This is a genomic window from Roseibium sp., from assembly GCF_965276855.1.
Taxonomy (GTDB): domain Bacteria; phylum Pseudomonadota; class Alphaproteobacteria; order Rhizobiales; family Stappiaceae; genus Roseibium.
In genome coordinates this window covers 1,690,396-1,707,707 of sequence record NZ_OZ255700.1, presented here as the reverse complement: position 1 = coordinate 1,707,707, position 17,312 = coordinate 1,690,396, and the positions used below count along the sequence as shown (strand labels likewise).

Genomic DNA, 17,312 nt, shown 5'->3' with positions numbered 1-17,312 from the left:
AAACTTCCCTTTTTGTTCCTCAAGCTGCAATTTACGAGGCCGCTTATCCGGGATAAACAGGCGTTCTCCGAAAACATAATCCGGAAATATCGGCTAATGCTTCTCGATAATCTTCGATTGTTCATGATCATCGCGGAGAAGGGCAGTCTCGCGGCAGCTGCCCGCGAAACCGGAATATCGACGACCACTGTCTCCGAACGCCTGGCTGCACTCGAAGCTCATTACGGCGTGGTGTTGTTCAATCGCACAACACGGTCCATCAGCTTAACGGAGGAGGGCCGTACGCTTGTTACCGGTGCACGGGCGGTTCTGATTGAAGTTGCAGATCTCGACACACGCATTCGTCATGGGGCCGAGACCCTCTCCGGGTTGATCCGCATCTCAGCGCCTGTCGATCTGGGCCGCAGCATCGTCTCACGGGCGATATCGGCATTCACAGAAGAAAACCCTGCAGTTTCTATCGAACTATCCTTGTCGGACGGATACGTTGATCTCGTCGGTCAAGGATTTGACATGGCGGTTCGTTTTGGCAACGTGACAGATTCGACCCTAAGGGTGCGGAGCCTTGGGTCTTTTCAACGCCTTATCTGTGCTGCACCTGAATATCTGAAGAGGCATGGTACCCCGAAAACCCCTGAAGATCTGATGAACCATAATTGTCTTGTCATGCGCTTTGGAGAGACCTTGGACAATGTTTGGGAATTCGGCAAAAAATCAAAAAAGAAACGTGTAACAGTTCGTGGGAGCCGGGTTGTCAACGATGGCTGGCTCATCAGGTCCTGGGCCTTGGCTGGACACGGCATTGTTTTAAAGTCCGAGCTGGATGTCGCCGAAGACATTCGATCCGGAGACTTGGTATCTTTGCTGTCTGAGCATTTGCCGCAGCCGAACCCGCTCCAAATGATGTTCCCGCCAGGAAGAGCACAGCCGCGACGTGTTACGGCTTTTGCTGACCACCTTCGCAGGATAGTTCCGGTTTCCCGCTTTGACGTGTCGAGTGTTCGCTCGAATATTGAGACGTATAGCTAAGGCAAATATGAATTAAGTTCCCGTTCAAGCGTAATTCCGCTACCGCGCAATTCCCGCGGGCTGGTCCTTCATACCGCAACACGAGCCTGAATTTCGCCCAGTTCAGCCCCTCACCATGATAGCCGCGGGATGGCGGCGCGGGCGCGCAGGCCTTCTTCGATCAGGCGCTTGCGGATCAGGTGCTCTTCCGGGGCTTCGCTCGGTCCAAAATCCGAAGCATGAATGCCGGCGGTGATGAACAGAACGTCGATGTCCTGGGACACCGCGCCGCGAATGTCGGTCGGCAGGCCATCGCCGATGGCCAGAACATCTTCCTTTGCGATTGCTGTCCCGGCGTGCTCGGCCAAACGCCGCAGACCCGCCTCATAGATCGGCGCGTGCGGTTTGCCGAGAATGGCAACTTCACCGCCGAGGTCTTCGTAAAGGCGGGCGAGGGCCCCCGCGCACCAGACCAAGCGATCGCCCCGTTCCACAACGATGTCCGGGTTGGCGCAAATCATCAAAAGATTGCGGGCGGCCAGTTTTTCCAAGCGCTCCCGGTAATCGTCCGGCGTTTCGGTCTCGTCATCGCGGAAACCGGTGCAGCTGATGGCTTCCGCATCCTCGTCAACGCTGGTGAAGGTTGCTTCCAGATTGTGATAGAGCGGCTGGTCCCGGTCCGGTCCGATGTGCAGCAGCGTCTTGGAACCTTGCGCTTCCAAGACTTCGCGGGTGACATCGCCTGAGCTGACGATGCTGTCGTAAGCCTCTTCCGGCACGCCCATGTTCGTCAGCATTTCAGCGACATATTTTGCCGGCCGCGGGGCATTCGTGATCAGAACCACATGGCCACCGGTTTCTTCCCGGAAGCGCCGCAATGCGATATGCGCATCTTCAAAGGCGGATACACCGTTGTGCAGCACGCCCCAGACATCGCACAAGATCCCTTTGTACTGCGGGGCAAGGGCATGGAGCCCGTCAACAAGAAGCGGTGCAGAAACGGTCATGGCGGCTCACTCGGATGAGAAATTATCTGATAGGATTGCACGGAATCGAAGTAAATCCGGCGCGGACCATATCCGAAGCGCGCGCCAAACGGAACCAATCAAAGGGCAATTCATGCAGGTCAGGCAACTTGGCGAACAAGTGATCAATCAGATCGCCGCCGGCGAGGTCATTGAACGGCCTGCCAGCGTGATCAAGGAGCTGGTTGAAAACGCCGTTGATGCCGGGGCGTCGCAAATCGACATCGTTACCGCCGCGGGCGGCAAAACGCTGATGCGGGTCGCCGATGACGGGGCCGGCATGCGTCAGGACGATCTCAAGCTGGCCATCCGCCGTCACTGCACCTCCAAGATTTCCGATGATGACCTGTTTGATATCCGCACGCTCGGGTTTCGGGGGGAGGCGTTGCCGTCGATTGGCTCCGTGGCCCGTCTCGTCATTCAGACCCGCCACGGCGAAGAAGACCACGCTTGGGCAATCGCCGTGGAAGGCGGCAAGGAACAGCCGATTGTGCCTGCCGCCCGCTCAAAAGGCACCCAGGTTGAAGTCCGTGATTTGTTCTTTGCAACACCGGCTCGCTTGAAATTCTTGAAGTCCGACCGCGCGGAAGCCGCCGCCATCACCGAGATCGTCAAGCGGATTGCGCTTGCCTATCCGCAAATCGGGTTTTCACTGTCCGGTGCCGACCGTCAGCCGCAATCCTGGCCGGCAGCGCGCGGAGACGAGCCGCATCTGGCCCGGATCGCTCAGATTTTAGGGCCCGATTTCGTCGACAACGCCATGGAGATTGATGCGGCGCGGGAAGGGGTCCGGCTCACCGGGTATGCTGGTTTGCCCACCCATCACAGGGGCAATGCCCAGCATCAGTTCTTTTTTGTCAATGGCCGACCTGTGAAGGACAAGCTGCTTTTGTCCGGTTTGCGCGGGGCTTATGCAGACGTTCTTGCGCGCGATCGTCATCCGGTGGTGGTTCTCTTCATTGATCTGGATCCTGCACTGGTGGACGTGAACGTCCATCCGGCCAAATCCGATGTGCGCTTTCGCGATGCGCAGTTGGTCCGCGGCCTGCTTGTCGGGGCGATCAAACATGCGCTGGTCCAAGCGGGGCACCGGTCGTCGACGTCCAACGCAGCCGTCGCCTTGGACGCGCTTCGAAAACAATCTCCACAGCCGGGATGGCCATCCGGTGCCACTGCTCCCGCTTACGGTTCTGCAGCGAGCGGATCGGCAAGTGCGCATGGGTTCGGTGCAACGGCAACAGCGGAGCGCTGGGCGCCGGAGGCTTTTCGGCCATTGGAGACGGCGACAAATCCTATGCAGGGGTTTGCTGAGGACCGGATTTCAGAGGTCCAGAACGGCTTTTCTGCGTTGGCCACACCGTCAGCCGATGCAAGGGCACATGATGTTCCGCTGGCCTCGGAGAAAACCGAGCTGCCACTTGGCGCCGCGCGGGCACAGGTCCATGAAACCTACATCATCGCGCAAACAGAAGATGGCGTTGTTATCGTCGATCAGCACGCAGCGCACGAACGGCTTGTCTATGAGCGCCTGAAGGAGGCCTTGGCCAAAAAGGATGTTGCCCGGCAGATCCTTTTGATCCCGGAGGTTGTCGACTTGCCGGAAGAAGATGCGGCCCGACTGGCGGAACGCGCGGAGGATCTGGAAAAGGTCGGCTTGTCGCTTGAGGCTTTTGGGCCGGGTGCAATCGCGGTTCGCGAAACACCAGCAATCCTTGGCGACATGGACATTCAGGGCATGGTGCGCACGCTCGCCGATGAACTGGCGGAGTGGGAGACCGCCGACACTCTTCGGGAGAAACTTGACCACGTTGCCGCCACGATGGCCTGTCATGGCTCGGTCCGGGCCGGACGCCGCATGCGGCCGGAAGAAATGGACGCGCTCTTGCGCGACATGGAAGCAACACCACTTTCTGGGCAGTGCAACCATGGGCGCCCGACCTGGGTTGAACTGAAACTCAGCGATATCGAAAAGCTTTTCGGCCGCAAGTAACAGCCGGTGGGAAATCCGTCCCGTACGGCGAGATCGGCAACCGTACGGAGACCGGAATGACCGCAGAAGACAGCAACAACAGCACACCGCCTGCACCGGACGGCACGGAAACCGCGCGGAAGGTTGGCAGGACCGTCAGAAAGGTCCTGGTCGCTGGCGCGATCGCCTACGGCATTGCGGCTGGCTACATGTACCTCAATCAGCGGAATTTCGTCTTTGTCCCGACCGGTGAGCTTGAGACGCCCGGCGCAACGGGGCTGGAGAACGTCACCGTTGAATCGGTCACAATGCAAGACGGCACCAACGTGACCGTCTGGACGTCTGAGGGGCGTGAAAACACGCCAGTCGTTCTGTATTTCCACGGCAACTCCAGCAATTTGTCCACGCGCCACAAGCGCTTTGCGCAGGTTCTGGACAGTGGCTTCGGGCTCTATGCGCCGAGTTATCGCGGCTATCCGGGCAGTGAAGGGTCACCGTCCGAGGCAGCATTTATTCGGGATGCGCTGGAGCATTTTGACAGAGCCTCGGCAACTGGCAGACCGGTCATCGTGCACGGGGAGAGCTTGGGCACTGGCGTTGCCACTGCCGTCGCAGAACAGCGCCCCGACGCCGGGTTGCTCGTCCTGGAAGCGCCCTATACAGCTCTGGTCGACATTGCGTCCGCGCAATATCCCTGGTTGCCCGTGTCAGTGCTCATGAAAGATCCAATGCCGACACGGGAGCGGATTCAGAATATTCAAAGCCCGGTTCTCATCGTGCATGGAACGGATGACCGGGTGATCCCTGTGGCGCACGGAGAACGCTTGTACGAGCTGGCGCCTGAGCCGAAGACACTCAAGATCGTTGAAGGCGTCAGTCACAGCGGTCTTTGGGGCAACGGTCTCTGGGACGCGGTCCAAGACGCTTACTGCACCTCGAAGGTCGCAACGCGCGCCTGTTGAGTTTGGGCGAAGACCAAAACCGAACAGTGATCAGGAATATCCGTGTGCGTCACGCACTGCGCGGTGCTGCTTGAGGTCTTCCCCGCGGCTCAAAACGTCTTCTGAACCCGAAGCGTTGTGTAGATTTCATCCGTATCGGAAAGCCCGGAAGCTCTATCGAAATCGACGTTCCGGTATTGCATTTCAGCGCCAATATCCAGACTGGAAACCGGTGACCACACGAGATTTCCGGTCAAGGTCCATTGATTGAAATCATAACTGTCCAGGGCGGCATCGACCGTGTGGTATCCACCTTCAAGGTTGGCACTAAGCGTGTCGGTCACGGCGTGACGCCAACCGCCTCCAATGTTCCACGTCTTGGTCGTCTTGGTGGATCCGCCAACATTGATGGCGTCGGTAATCCGCCTATTCCAACTGTCGAGCGGAAACCGGCTGGCGCCGTCAGAATACCCAACCTGCAGTGCAATCTTGTCCCGGCCGCCAAGGAAGGGAACCTTGATCTCCGCGCCGGCTCCGACAGCCCAGCCCACCGCAGAATCCGCGGCCGTGTCAACGAAGTAGACCTGGTGCAATGCGCCCATAACTTGCGCGGAGCCCCAGGCCTGATCAATCCGGATGTTGGCGACAGCATCCGGGATTCTAAAGCCGCCATACCCGTTGGCGTTCGGAGAAATCAGTTCCACCCGGCGGGAAACCGGGCTTTCGATTGATAGGCTGGCAGAAAATCCGTTGCCAAATGCATGGGTGTAGGCTGCAACGTTCGATTTGGTGTCGGAGTAGGATGTAACCCGGGCGCCAAAGGAATAGCCTGTCCAGAAGTCCCAGAAGGATTGGGCCCGGCCGAATGTGAAGCCGCCCAACTGGATAAAACTGTATTCCAGAACAACGGAATTTGCGTCATCTACGTTTGTGACGAAAACGGCGTTGTAGGTGCGCAGCATTCCGTATTCCGTTGCCGTACGCGAATCCAGATAGCTGTATCCGCGGGCAAGAAAAGAACTGGAATTCTGCGTCTTGTCGGACCAATTGTTGGGGCCGCTACCGTAATTGTTCAAACGATATCCAACACGGACCCTACCACCAATGCGCAAACAGGTTTCCGTGCCGGGCAAATAAAAGAACCGGTTTCCATAAGCGTCGCAGATCCGCAGATAATCTATTGGTTCCGGTGCGACGGGAAGATCGGCCGCAAACGCGGGGCCGGAGAGCAACACCATGCTCGCTCCAATGATGGCGGATCTGATCATGACACGATGTCTCGACAGTTTCACGGTTCACGAGCCATTACCAAAGCGTGTCTGGCACGACAGTTTTCAGCATACTCTCGGTGTTCGTGAATTCAACTGTGCTTCGTTGCAATTGAGCAACAGAGTGTGGTCAGCGTCGGCCTTGGAAAAATCCCTTTAGGAGGGCTACCGATGGGCGTTCTCCTATCCCGGCATAGGTCTCAGGGGCATGGTGGCAAATAGGCTGGCAGAAAAAGCGTGTTCCGTGGTCGACAGCGCCGCCCTTTTCGTCTCCGGCACCATAATAAAGCCGGCGGATCCGGGCAAAGGAAATGGCGCCGGCGCACATGGCGCATGGCTCCAGCGTCACATAAAGATCGCACTCCGGAAGTCGCTGGGAATGTAGCGCGGCGCAGGCCGCGCGGATAACCAGAACTTCGGCATGAGCGGTCGGATCGCTCAGTTCCAGGGTCCGGTTGCCGTCCCGGGCCAAGATCTCCCCGTTGCGCACCAGAACGGCACCCACGGGGACTTCACCGCGTTCCGCAGCCGCCGCAGCTTCCTCCAGGGCGATATCCATGAAGGTCTTTTCGGCAAAGTTGTTGTCTTGAGAGGTCATGCCGTCTTTTCCATATCCGCCGTTTTAAGGCGGCAAGGCGGATCCGTCAGCTGCAAAAAAGGAGAATTTTGGTTCCGAATGCTGGCTTCTGGCACGATTACTTTGAAATGGTGAAAACAAGCGATTCCCGAACGCGTTCTGCTCTGCTATGACGCGCCTATGACGACAAAGAAATTCCCTCCGAAACGGTCTGGCCCGGACAACGGCCGGAACCGACCCAAACGCGCAGCAGACAACCGCGGTCCGCGCAAGGCGGGGCCGCGCAAATCCGCTCCCAAAGCCGGCGAGGCGGGTGACGCACCGCGCGTAACCATTCCTGACACAGACAGCGGCGAACGCATCGCCAAGGTCATGGCCCGTGCCGGCTTGTGCTCCCGCCGAGAGGCTGAGACCTGGATCATGAACGGCCGGGTCGAGGTCAATGGCAAGGTATTGACCACGCCAGCAGTCACGGTCACCGGCAAGGACAAGGTTCTGGTGGACGGCGAACCTCTGCCGATGCGCGAACGGACACGGCTGTGGCTCTACCACAAGCCGCGCGGCCTGGTGACGACCAACAAAGATCCGGAAGGTCGGCCGACCGTGTTCGACCGCCTGCCGGATGATCTTCCGCGGGTCTTGACCGTTGGGCGTCTCGACATCAATACCGAAGGCTTGTTGCTGCTGACCAATGATGGCGGTCTTGCCCGGGTCCTGGAATTGCCTGCGACCGGTTGGCTGCGCCGCTACCGCGTGCGGGCCTTTGGCAAGATTACACAGGCCGAACTTGATACCTTGAATGACGGTGTGGCGATTGACGGCGTGCTCTATGGCGCGATCGAGGCGACACTGGACAAGGAACAGGGCGGCAATGTCTGGATGACGGTTGGTCTGCGAGAGGGCAAGAACCGCGAAGTCAAACGCGTCCTTGAACATCTGGGGATGTCGGTCAACCGGCTGATCCGCCTATCCTATGGTCCATTCCAGCTTATGGATCTGGCCGAAGGCGATGTGCGAGAAATTCGCGGCCGTGTTCTTCGCGACCAACTGGGAGATGCCTTGGCGGAAGAGGCAGGCGCCGACTTCGATGCGCCGATCTTCCATATGCCGAAGCACGAAGAGGACAAGAAAAGGTCCGGTCCGCGCAGCGGTGGCCGGGATGGCTCCTCGGAAAAGGGCCAGGGCAAATGGCTGACGGCCCGTGAAGGCAAGTCGGCGACAGATCGAAAGAAAACCTCGCGGAGCGACGACGGTGGCCCAAAACAGGGCAAGCGGAGAAACGAAGGGCCGCGCCGGGAGAAAGTCTCACCGCGGTCAAAATTCCGCATGACGTCCGAACCGCGGTTTCGCAAGGATTACAACGAAGAGCGTCCGACCTTGCCGCAACGCCGGATTTGGGGAGATGAAGGCCTCGTTGAGGACAAACAGCAGGAGCGTCGCACAAACCGCGATAAGGGTGATCGGAAGGGCGGACCTCGCGAAGACCGTCCGTTCCGCGGCGACCGGCCAGAGCGCGGCAATCGCTCAGATCAAGGTGGACGGTCAGAAGGGCGGGATCGCGCAGGCCGTGGTGACCGCCCGGATCGGGGCGACCGGTCAGGCCGCAGTGGCCGTCCAGACCGTGGCGGCCGTCCGGATCGCGGTGGTCGTCCGCCGCGCCGCGGAGACCGTTCGTGAGAATAGTTGCCGGACGTTTCAAGGGCGCTGCATTGGCAGCGCCCAAGTCAAATGCCACGCGGCCAACCAGCGACCGGTTACGCGAAACTGTCTTCAATATCCTTGCGCATGGGCTTGAGTTCGAGATTGATGGATGCCGGGTCCTCGACCTTTTTGCCGGCACCGGAGCGCTCGGTTTTGAGGCCATCAGCCGTGGTGCGCGGCACTGTACCTTTATCGAAGAAGCCGCTGAACCGCGTGGTGTCATCCGCCGGAATATGGAAAGCCTCGGGCTCAATGGCGCGGCCAAGATATTCCGACGGGATGCGACAAAGCTCGGCGAACCGGGAACGATTGAACCCTTCGATTTGGTTTTCGCTGACCCGCCTTATGACAAGGGGCTGGGAGAGCGGGCACTCGTTTCTGCTGCGAGAGGCGGGTGGCTGAAGCCAGGCGCGATCTGCATTCTTGAGGAGCGGAGCTCTGCCGATGTTGAAGTCCCGGAAGGGTTCACCGAACTCGACCGGCGCAAGGCCGGTGACAGTCAGGTTCTGTTTTTGCGGTTTGATCAGGAGTAATCGCGTTCTGATCTATGCTCCGCCGGGCATCATGATGTAGACCGTTTTTTCCGCTGGCAGGGTGCTACGGCTCACGGTCACACTTGAAGTCTCCGCACGGACGATCCGGTAGCCCTGTTCCGTTGCCCGGCCCATGAATGCCGGAAGGGCCCCAGCGAAATGAAAATGCATCGGAATGATCATCGATGGACTGATGGCTGCCAGCACGTCCATAAGGCTGTCGAGTCTAAGGGTCGAAGAGTTGTCAATGGCGGCGAAAACGACATCAATCTGCCCAAGGCGCAATAAATCGTTTTCCGTCAGCCGGTGATGCAAATGCCCCAAGTGGGCAAGGCACAAATCCGCGGCTTCAAAGATAAAGATTGAGTTGCCGAGCCGGCGGCTCTCCCCATCCCAGCCACGAATGTTGGTTTGAATATTTCGAACGCGAACATCGCCAACAAAGATATCATGATCCATAGGCCCGCCGTTCCGGTTCCAGCCATACAGAAGATGTTCGATGTTCGGGTCAGGGTTCAGCGAATAGTGGGTGCTGTGGGCTCCGTTCATCGTGGCGATCGTCGGCGGAAGAAACGGACGGTAAATGTCGTTGTAGTCGGTTGCGATGCGGATCCCTTGGGGGGTTTCCAGCTCAAAGGTAGAATGCCCGATGTAGCGAATGCTGACTTGATCTGGCTCCAGATTGGCGTTCCACACCCGGACTTCGCCCGGCCGCAACGGCTTGTACGGTGCATCGGCGACGACCTGGCAGATCGCCAGAGCAGGGCCAGCAAAGAGAATTGCCGAAAAGAAGGTGAGAAGGAACGCCGCATTGCTTTCAAAGCGTCGACGAAACCAGGTAGCTGGTCGGATGCAATGGATGGACTGCCACATGCTGAACGATCCCCACTCGCGAGTGTCACCCAAATAATACTAGGCTTTCAGGCAAGACCGGCAAGGAATTATGGGTGATCGCGAGGAATTTGATCGGTTGGACAATCATTTGCCCAAAGAAAAGGCAACCGGCCTGTTGGACGGTTGCCAGGTGGGGGCAGGTGGGAGGAAGGACCCGCCCCGGGAACTCAATCAAACGATATGCAGGCTTACAGGCGGTCTTGTGCCGCGGGGCCGTGTCTTCAGATCATCTGTCGCCGCACCTGCGGCCCTGGATTGCAAGTAGATCATTTCGCCGGCTGTTCCGGCTTCGCGTACCAGGTCGGCTTGTTCGCATTGCGCAGCGAGCTGCAAGCCGAGCCGGCGTAAATGCGCGCGCCTGTAACAGTAAACTGCCATTGCTGCGCGTTGTGCAGCCGGCCATTGGCCAGTGATCTCAGCCGTCGCGTTCAGGGCAGAATCCAAAAGTTTCTTCAGGATGTCATCCGTGACGGGGCATGTCTCTAAATCTGCAGATCCCTTTGCCATCGGCATTGCTCTACTCCTCGGTTCATAGAGAAGGATCGCGAAATTCAGTTAATTGAGTCTTAAGTATCCACAGTCGGTAAATTAAGCGAGGGAAATTGCTTGAATAGTATTTGAGATTATTTGATGGAATCGCTTGTTGTATTTAGCAGTTCTGTCAGCTTGGCCCGGGTCACACCGCGCAAGGACTCAGACTTTTCCAGAATTGCACCTGCTTTCAAAAAGTCGAGAACGCGGGTGTTGTCGTGCTGTGGGCGGATTAGGATATCTGGTTGATCCAGCTTGAGTTTTTGCGCCGTGATCGTCTGCATCAGGATCTGCGAAGATCCGAAAATCGAGTCCAGCATGCTGATGTCAGCCGGATTTGAGCGTGGAACCGGGGCACCGACAACGTCAACCGCGACTACAAAATCGCACTCTTCCCGCAGACCATCGAAGGGCAACGGATTTACAACACCCCCGTCGATCAGAAATCTTCCCTGATGCCGGACAGGACGGAAAACGGCTGGAATCGAAATAGAGGCTGCAATAGCGGGTAGCAGCGGGCCGGTTTCGAAATCGACCTCGGTGCAGCCGAAATAATCGGTTGCCAGGATTCGCAAGGGGACATCGAGGTCTTCAAATAGGGGTGGCAGATGCTCGGCGACAAAGGCGTCCAGCACACCGACGGGGTCGAATTGGACCGGCCCGGCACGGAAGAGATCCCGGATGCGTTTGGGGCCAAGTTTCCAAAAGCGCGAGAGGACTTTATTGCTGTCGGCAAACAAGTCCAGCGCGATCGCGCGCAGATCCTCACCGCTGTGCCCGGCAGAATAGCCTGCCCCAAAGATCGCGCCGATAGATGTTCCAGCGATTTTGTGGGGTCTGATCCCCAGATCGTCAAACGCCTCAAGAACGGGAATGTGGGCAAGGCCCCTTGCGCCACCACCACCAAGGGCCAGACCGATCTTGGGATGCGACGCATTCTGCAACATGTGGCCCGATACCTCTGTTGATTATACGGCGGGTGTCGGAGACGTCGTGTCGCCGAACGGCCCTTTGGCCACTCGTTGCCTGATCATAACGTCAGCAGTGTGACGGCTGGAGGTGGGGACCCTAAAATACGAAGTAGAGGTCTTCTGCGGTTTCCGACATCCAGTTGGTGGCGTCTTCGAAACGCAGGGGCTTGGCAATAAGGAAGCCCTGGACTGCAAAATCGCCCATCATGCGCAAGCGGTCATATTGCTCTTCTGTCTCAACGCCCTCGCAAACAACCGAGATGTTCAACGAGCGGGCCAGATGGATCAGCTGGTTGATCAGGATTTCCTTGCGATCGTCTTCGAGCAGCTGCTGGGTGAATGAGCGGTCAATTTTCAAACCGTTGATCGGCAGATCGACCACATGGGTGAGTGAGGCATATCCGGTGCCGAAATCGTCCAGCTCCACATGCACGCCCATCTCGTAAAGGTCCTTGAGTGTCGACAGGTGACCCGACTTATGGTCGTCCAGGAATACCGACTCCAACACCTCTGCAGTGATCCGTTCAGGTGCCAGATCATGCCGCTTCATAGCGGACTTAAACTGATCGAACAGCATGCCGGAGGATAGATGCGCCGGTGAAACGTTGACGGAGATCCGGCCGAAATCCAGCCCGGCGTCCTGCCAGGATTTGGCCGCTGCGAAGGCCTTGTCGAGAACAATTTCTCCAAGGATGGCGGCAAAGCCGGTCTTCTCAACGACTGGCAGGAAGTCGCCTGGTGAGACGACACCGCGCTCCGGATGCTGCCAGCGAACAAGCGCTTCTACCCCGACCACTTTGTGCGTGCGCATGTTGACCTGTGGCTGGAAGACGAGGAAAAATTCGTCCCGCTGGGCCGCCATATGCAGCTCGCGTTCAAGTTCCGCTTCCTTGTCGTTCACGGACTGCAGATCAGATGAGTAGAATGTGAACCGGTCTTTGCCGCTGTGTTTGGACCGGTAAAGGGCAAGGTCCGCATTTACCAGAAGCGTGTCGAAGTCGGTGCCGTGGTCCGGGCAAAGGGCGATCCCCATGCTGACCGTCGGCCAGAAGGTTGTGCCGTTATACTCCATCGGGGCACGCATCAACCGGCGGGCACGCTCACACAGTTCATTCGGGTCGGATTCCGAGGAATTGGCCAGAATAACAAACTCATCACCGCCCCAACGGTAAGGTGTCCCAAGCCCGCGGCTGACTTCGCGCAGGCGGCGTCCCGTTTCCGCAAGGCAATAATCACCGGCCAGGTGCCCAAGCGTGTCATTGACCCGTTTGAAATTGTCCATATCGACATGGATGAGGAACGCTGGTTTTTCAGGTTTTGCAAACCGCTTGCTCGCATCCCGCTGGCAGCCGGCGCGGTTTGAGAGTTTTGTCAGCGGATCAAAATAGGCAAGGCGCTCGGCCCGTTCCTTGGCGTCCCGTGTTTCGGATTCCCGTTGCACCCGATCGGAGATGTCGTTCGCCATAGCGACAATGCGATTGCGGCCCTGGTCACGCACCATCTGGATTTGGAAGTCAACCGGGTAATCCGTTCCATCCTTCCGGCGCTGCTGGGCTTCGCCTGCGATATTGGCCTCTGTGCCCTCTGCCAGGGGAACAAGTTTTTCGGCAATGGTGGACTGGCTGAACTCCTGATTGATGTCCCAAAGCGTCAGATTTTGCAGCTCGGTCAGCGTGTAGCCGAGATTCGTAATCGCGCAGGCGTTTGCGTATTCAACTTGGTAGGTATCCGCGTTGAGGACATAGATCTCGTTAAGCGACGTTTCGAGGATCTTTGCCATCAGCGTGTTCTGGCGTTCAGTGTTGGACCGTTCCGTAATGTCGTGGACTGTCCCGATACCCCGGACGCTCCGGCCATTTTCGCCTTTGAAGACACGCCCTTTGGTGTGGATCCGTGCAAGCGAGCCATCAGCTCTCAAAATCGAATGCTCCAGATCAAAAGGCTGGCATTGCGCGAGAGCATGATGAATGACTGACTTGACCCGGGGCAAATCGGTTGCTGGCACGCGCTCGATCAATTGCTCAAGCAGATTGCCAGACGCTGTCGTAGGCGAAATCCCGGTAATCCGGAAAAACTCTTCCGAGGCAGAGATCTCTTTCGTGCTGAGATCGCACTCCCAGCTGCCAATTGAGGCAATCGCTTGCGCCTCAAGAAGCTGGGCACGGCTGCGTTCAAGTTCCTTTGTGTTGGAACTGACGGCTTCTTCCAGGCTGGACCACGTCCGGCCAATTCTGCGTTGAAGCCGGGCCAGGAGACGCTGCATGACAACCCAGGCAAGGATCGCGAAGCCCAAGCTGACAAGCAGCACGACAAGGGTGGTTTTGAAAAAGGCGTTCGCAGCAGCTGTAACGTCTCGCTGCAGCATGATTTTCGAGCCCGGCGTAGCATTTGCCAATGGAAGAGTCAGGCCCTCTGTCATCAGAACCTTGTCATCTTCCTTGAACAGCAATGGCACAGCGGCTGATGCTACTTGTGCGTTCTGCTCGCTGGAACCGGCGGTGGACGCAGCGGTTACCGGCCCGCCGGTTTTGAGGATCTTGCCGTTCACGGCAGAACTCAAATGCATCAGATGGGTTTCGATACTGGAACTTAAATCGAGATAGCCGAGCAGCCGACCCTCATGCACCAAAGGTTCTGTGCTGCGAACCACAATGGTTCCAGCCTGATCGTATTCGAGGCTGTTGGAGACACGCGGCGCACTCACATGATCGTCGTTTCCGGTCATGTCAGACGAGGTTTTCAAAGTGGCTGCCGTAGGACCTTTTCGGTACAGAACCGAATGATCAGGTCCGTAGACTGCCAACCGGTAAAGACCCTCTTTGCCGTTGAAGGTCTCAAAAGCACGCTCTGCATAAAGCGCAACAGACGCGGGATCATTCTTGACCATCGCCGAAGTCAGATTTTCATCGGACGTCAAACGGTCTGTGAGCGTTGCAAGAGCCTGGGCATTGCGCTGCTGTTCCTGATGGACCAGCTTTTTGGAAGCGGACTGCACTCGATCAAATGGAACTTGCAGCCGTGCGACTTCAGTGACGATGTTCTGGAGCGTTAGAATGCAAACGATGAGCGCCAGAAAACCAATAAAGACAGCTTTAAGCGGGCGTTCAATCCGAGCGCCATCGTCGCTCCATTGAGCGGCGATGTGATCCAACCGGGATTCCACAGTATCGAGAAAATGATATCCGGACCGTTTCACTTCGGTGTCCCGCATACTCCGCTCAACCACGCCAAACCTTCAACCGTTGCGCACGGTTGCCCCCCGCATCTCGTCAGGCACTATCCTTAAATTCCGGCAGCCCAGATGGCGCCAATCAGATAGGAAGAGTCCCTGCCATAATTATCGATAGCGGGTATTCGTTAAATTGCATTGAATAAGAGTGTTAAGAAAATTAAGGACTTTCACTGAAAAGCACAGCATTTTAACAGCTTAACACCATGCGCATTTATGCTCAGCAAGTTTGGTTGAAGCTGGAATTTGATTTTTTATACTTTGGTATTTTCTACAAGGAAAAGAATTCGAGTATCTCCTGCACGATTTCTTTTGGTGACTCTTCCGGCAGGAAATGTCCGCCCTTAATCGCCTTACCTTTGGCGTGAGGACACCATGTCTGCCAGGTTGCCAGCGGATCTTCTATACTGGCCGCAATCCCCTGTTCGCCCCACAACGCAAGAAACGGTAGGGGGATGGTTTTATCTTTCCGGCGGTCCTCCGCATCATGATCGTAATCGATATGCGCCCCGGCCCGGTAGTCCTCGCAGCTTGCCGCGATGCGCGCCGGATCTGAAAACCAAGCGCGTGTATGCTGAAGCGCGCCCTCAGAGAACGGCGACAGGTTCTTTACCGCACTCCAGCTGGAAAGTTTGTGTTCCAGGAACGGGATTGGGTCGGCGGCAATCATGTTTTCAGGAAAGGGCGCTGGTTGGGCCAGAAATGCCCAATGATAGATCTTCAGTGCGAAGGTGCGGTCAAGATGGTTCCAGTAGTCAAAGGTCGGCAGGATATCGAGAACCGCAGCGCCAGAAAGCCGATCGGGCATGTCGAGCGCCATGCGGTAGACCACACGTCCGCCGCGGTCATGACCGACAGCGCCAAATTTCTCGTGACCAAGATGAACCATGACCTCGGCCATAGTCTGGGCCATGGTCCGCTTGGAGTAGGCAGCATGATCGTCACTCAAGGGAGGAACGACGGACTGCCCGTATCCGGGAAGATCCGGCATGACGAGCGTGAAGGACTTGGCAAGATCGGTTGCGATCTTGTGCCAGATCACATGTGACTGCGGATAGCCGTGCACCAGTAAGAGCGCCGGGCCATTGCCGCCCGTCCGGCAGAAAATGGGCCCTTGCGCCGTTTCGATGAAATGGCTTTCGAAACCTGGAAACAGGTCTGGCAGTGTGTCGCCCACAGTATCCTCCCAACATGAGTCGTCGGGAGGAGCCTATTTATCTGAGACGTTTGTGGCTATCGGTCTATTGGGCTAATTCAGTTCTCACGCGCGACAGCGCGCCAGCCGATATCGGACCGGCAAAAACCTTCTGGCCAATCGACTTTCGACACGGCCTTGTAGGCAGTTTCCTGTGCGTCCTTCACCGATGTACCAAGCGCCGTGACGTTCAAAACGCGGCCGCCATTTGCAAGGATCTTGTCGCCATCGGACTTTGTTCCGGCGTGAAAGACTTCGGCTTCATCAGATGAAATGGCATTCAAGCCTTTGATCTCCGTGCCCTTTTCATAAGCGCCCGGATACCCCTTGGCAGCCATAACAACGGTCAATGCAACATCATCCTGCCAGTCGGCTTGGGTTTGATCGAGTGTGCCGTCCGCGCTCGCGATCATCAGGTCCAGAAGATCGCTTTTCAGGCGCATCATCAGCACCTGGCACTCCGGATCGCCAAAGCGCGTGTTGTATTCGATCAGTTTGGGTCCGTCCGATGTGATCATCAGGCCCGCGTAGAGAACGCCCTTGAACGGTGTTCCACGCTTGGACAACGTTGCGATTGTCGGCTCGATGATGGAACGCATCACCTCTGCAACCAGAGCATCGGTGAGAACCGGAGCCGGGGAATAGGCTCCCATGCCGCCCGTGTTCGGGCCTTCGTCGCCGTCATAGGCCCGCTTGTGATCCTGCGCCGTTGCCAGAGGCAGCGCGTTGATGCCGTCGGATAGGACAAAGAAGCTCGCTTCTTCGCCTTCCAGGAACTCTTCGATCACGACTTCCGAACCCGCCGCGCCGAAGGAGCCATCAAAACAATCCGTAACGGCAGCTTCCGCATCCGCAAGTGTCATGGCGACCACGACGCCTTTGCCGGCTGCCAGGCCGTCCGCCTTGATGACGATGGGGGCGCCTTTTATGCGCACGTGATCCAGGGCCTCCGCAGCATTGTCGAACCGGCCATAACTGGCCGTCGGGATGTTCGCTTCATCGCAGACAGCCTTTGTAAAGGCCTTGGAGCCCTCGAGCTGCGCGGCGGCTTTGGTTGGACCAAAAGCCTTGATGCCCGCAGCGTCCAGATCATCCACCAGCCCGGCGACGAGTGGAGCTTCCGGACCGACGACAACAAACTCGATCTGCTTGTCGCGGCAAAAGGTGATCACGGCTGCATGGTCAGAAACGTCCAGATCGGTGAGCTCTGCATGTGCGGCAATGCCGGCATTCCCGGGAGCAGCATAAAGCTTTGTGAGCTTCTGGGATTTCGCCAAGGCCCAGGCAAGGGAGTGCTCGCGGCCACCGGATCCGATCAGGAGAACTTTCATGAAATGCCAATCTCACATGCATCAACAAGAAGGGGAGCGGATGTTGGGGCCAGCAGGGCCGCTTCCGCAAGTGAGGCGCGGTCTAACATGCCGGCGCCGGTGCCGCAATTGGGCCGGAGGTGTACCGTTGCCCGACAAG

General features: G+C 57.4%; 14 protein-coding genes. 5 read left to right on the top strand and 9 right to left on the bottom strand.

Annotated elements, in window-relative coordinates:
• Window positions 1-96: 96 nt before the first annotated feature.
• Window positions 97-1,029, top strand: a complete 933-nt coding sequence (locus ACQY4Z_RS07795; protein ID WP_428528147.1) for a LysR family transcriptional regulator — start codon at window positions 97-99, stop codon at window positions 1,027-1,029.
• A gap of 110 nt (window positions 1,030-1,139) precedes the next feature.
• Here ACQY4Z_RS07795 and ACQY4Z_RS07790 read toward each other — a convergent pair whose 3' ends face one another.
• Window positions 1,140-2,015, bottom strand: coding sequence for a TIGR01459 family HAD-type hydrolase (locus tag ACQY4Z_RS07790; RefSeq protein ID WP_428528145.1), 876 nt, complete (start codon window positions 2,013-2,015; stop codon window positions 1,140-1,142).
• 112 nt (window positions 2,016-2,127) lie between these two features.
• Between ACQY4Z_RS07790 and mutL the strand changes: the two genes are divergently transcribed.
• Window positions 2,128-4,023, top strand: coding sequence for a DNA mismatch repair endonuclease MutL (gene mutL, locus ACQY4Z_RS07785; RefSeq protein ID WP_428528143.1), 1,896 nt, complete (start codon window positions 2,128-2,130; stop codon window positions 4,021-4,023).
• 56 nt (window positions 4,024-4,079) lie between these two features.
• The gene (locus ACQY4Z_RS07780; protein ID WP_428528141.1) at window positions 4,080-4,964 is read left to right on the top strand and encodes an alpha/beta hydrolase; all 885 of its coding nucleotides are present in this window, start codon (window positions 4,080-4,082) and stop codon (window positions 4,962-4,964) included.
• Window positions 4,965-5,053: 89 nt separating this feature from the next.
• Here the strand turns inward: ACQY4Z_RS07780 and ACQY4Z_RS07775 are convergent, their stop codons facing one another.
• Both ACQY4Z_RS07775 and ACQY4Z_RS07770 read right to left on the bottom strand, forming a co-directional pair.
• Window positions 5,054-6,211, bottom strand: a complete 1,158-nt coding sequence (locus ACQY4Z_RS07775) for a porin (RefSeq protein ID WP_428528139.1) — start codon at window positions 6,209-6,211, stop codon at window positions 5,054-5,056.
• A gap of 130 nt (window positions 6,212-6,341) precedes the next feature.
• On the bottom strand, window positions 6,342-6,809 hold the full coding sequence (locus tag ACQY4Z_RS07770) for a nucleoside deaminase (RefSeq protein WP_428528137.1): 468 nt from the start codon (window positions 6,807-6,809) through the stop codon (window positions 6,342-6,344).
• A 159-nt stretch (window positions 6,810-6,968) separates the two neighbouring features.
• Between ACQY4Z_RS07770 and ACQY4Z_RS07765 the strand changes: the two genes are divergently transcribed.
• Together ACQY4Z_RS07765 and rsmD are read left to right on the top strand one after the other, a co-directional pair.
• Window positions 6,969-8,465: a pseudouridine synthase gene (locus ACQY4Z_RS07765; protein ID WP_428528135.1), complete on the top strand. Its 1,497-nt coding sequence runs from the start codon at window positions 6,969-6,971 to the stop codon at window positions 8,463-8,465.
• Window positions 8,462-9,022 carry a 16S rRNA (guanine(966)-N(2))-methyltransferase RsmD gene (gene rsmD / locus ACQY4Z_RS07760; protein ID WP_428528133.1) on the top strand — a complete coding sequence of 187 codons (561 nt, stop codon included), beginning with the start codon at window positions 8,462-8,464 and terminating at the stop codon, window positions 9,020-9,022. Before ACQY4Z_RS07765 ends, rsmD begins: the two co-directional genes overlap by 4 nt.
• Before the next feature lie 12 nt (window positions 9,023-9,034).
• Here the strand turns inward: rsmD and ACQY4Z_RS07755 are convergent, their stop codons facing one another.
• The 6 genes from ACQY4Z_RS07755 to purD form a co-directional block, all read right to left on the bottom strand.
• Window positions 9,035-9,895, bottom strand: coding sequence for an MBL fold metallo-hydrolase (locus tag ACQY4Z_RS07755; RefSeq protein WP_209179371.1), 861 nt, complete (start codon window positions 9,893-9,895; stop codon window positions 9,035-9,037).
• A gap of 192 nt (window positions 9,896-10,087) precedes the next feature.
• Entirely contained in the window at window positions 10,088-10,429 is a 342-nt protein-coding gene (locus tag ACQY4Z_RS07750) for a hypothetical protein (protein WP_428528131.1), read from the bottom strand.
• Between the two features lie 110 nt (window positions 10,430-10,539).
• Entirely contained in the window at window positions 10,540-11,394 is an 855-nt protein-coding gene (locus tag ACQY4Z_RS07745; RefSeq protein ID WP_428528129.1) for a patatin-like phospholipase family protein, read from the bottom strand.
• A gap of 121 nt (window positions 11,395-11,515) precedes the next feature.
• Entirely contained in the window at window positions 11,516-14,629 is a 3,114-nt protein-coding gene (locus ACQY4Z_RS07740; RefSeq protein ID WP_428528126.1) for a putative bifunctional diguanylate cyclase/phosphodiesterase, read from the bottom strand.
• 289 nt (window positions 14,630-14,918) lie between these two features.
• Window positions 14,919-15,824, bottom strand: a complete 906-nt coding sequence (locus ACQY4Z_RS07735; protein ID WP_428528124.1) for an alpha/beta fold hydrolase — start codon at window positions 15,822-15,824, stop codon at window positions 14,919-14,921.
• 77 nt (window positions 15,825-15,901) lie between these two features.
• Window positions 15,902-17,173 (bottom strand): phosphoribosylamine--glycine ligase, encoded by a 1,272-nt coding sequence (purD, locus tag ACQY4Z_RS07730; RefSeq protein ID WP_428528122.1) that lies wholly within the window; start codon window positions 17,171-17,173, stop codon window positions 15,902-15,904.
• Between the last annotated feature and the right edge of the window lie 139 nt (window positions 17,174-17,312).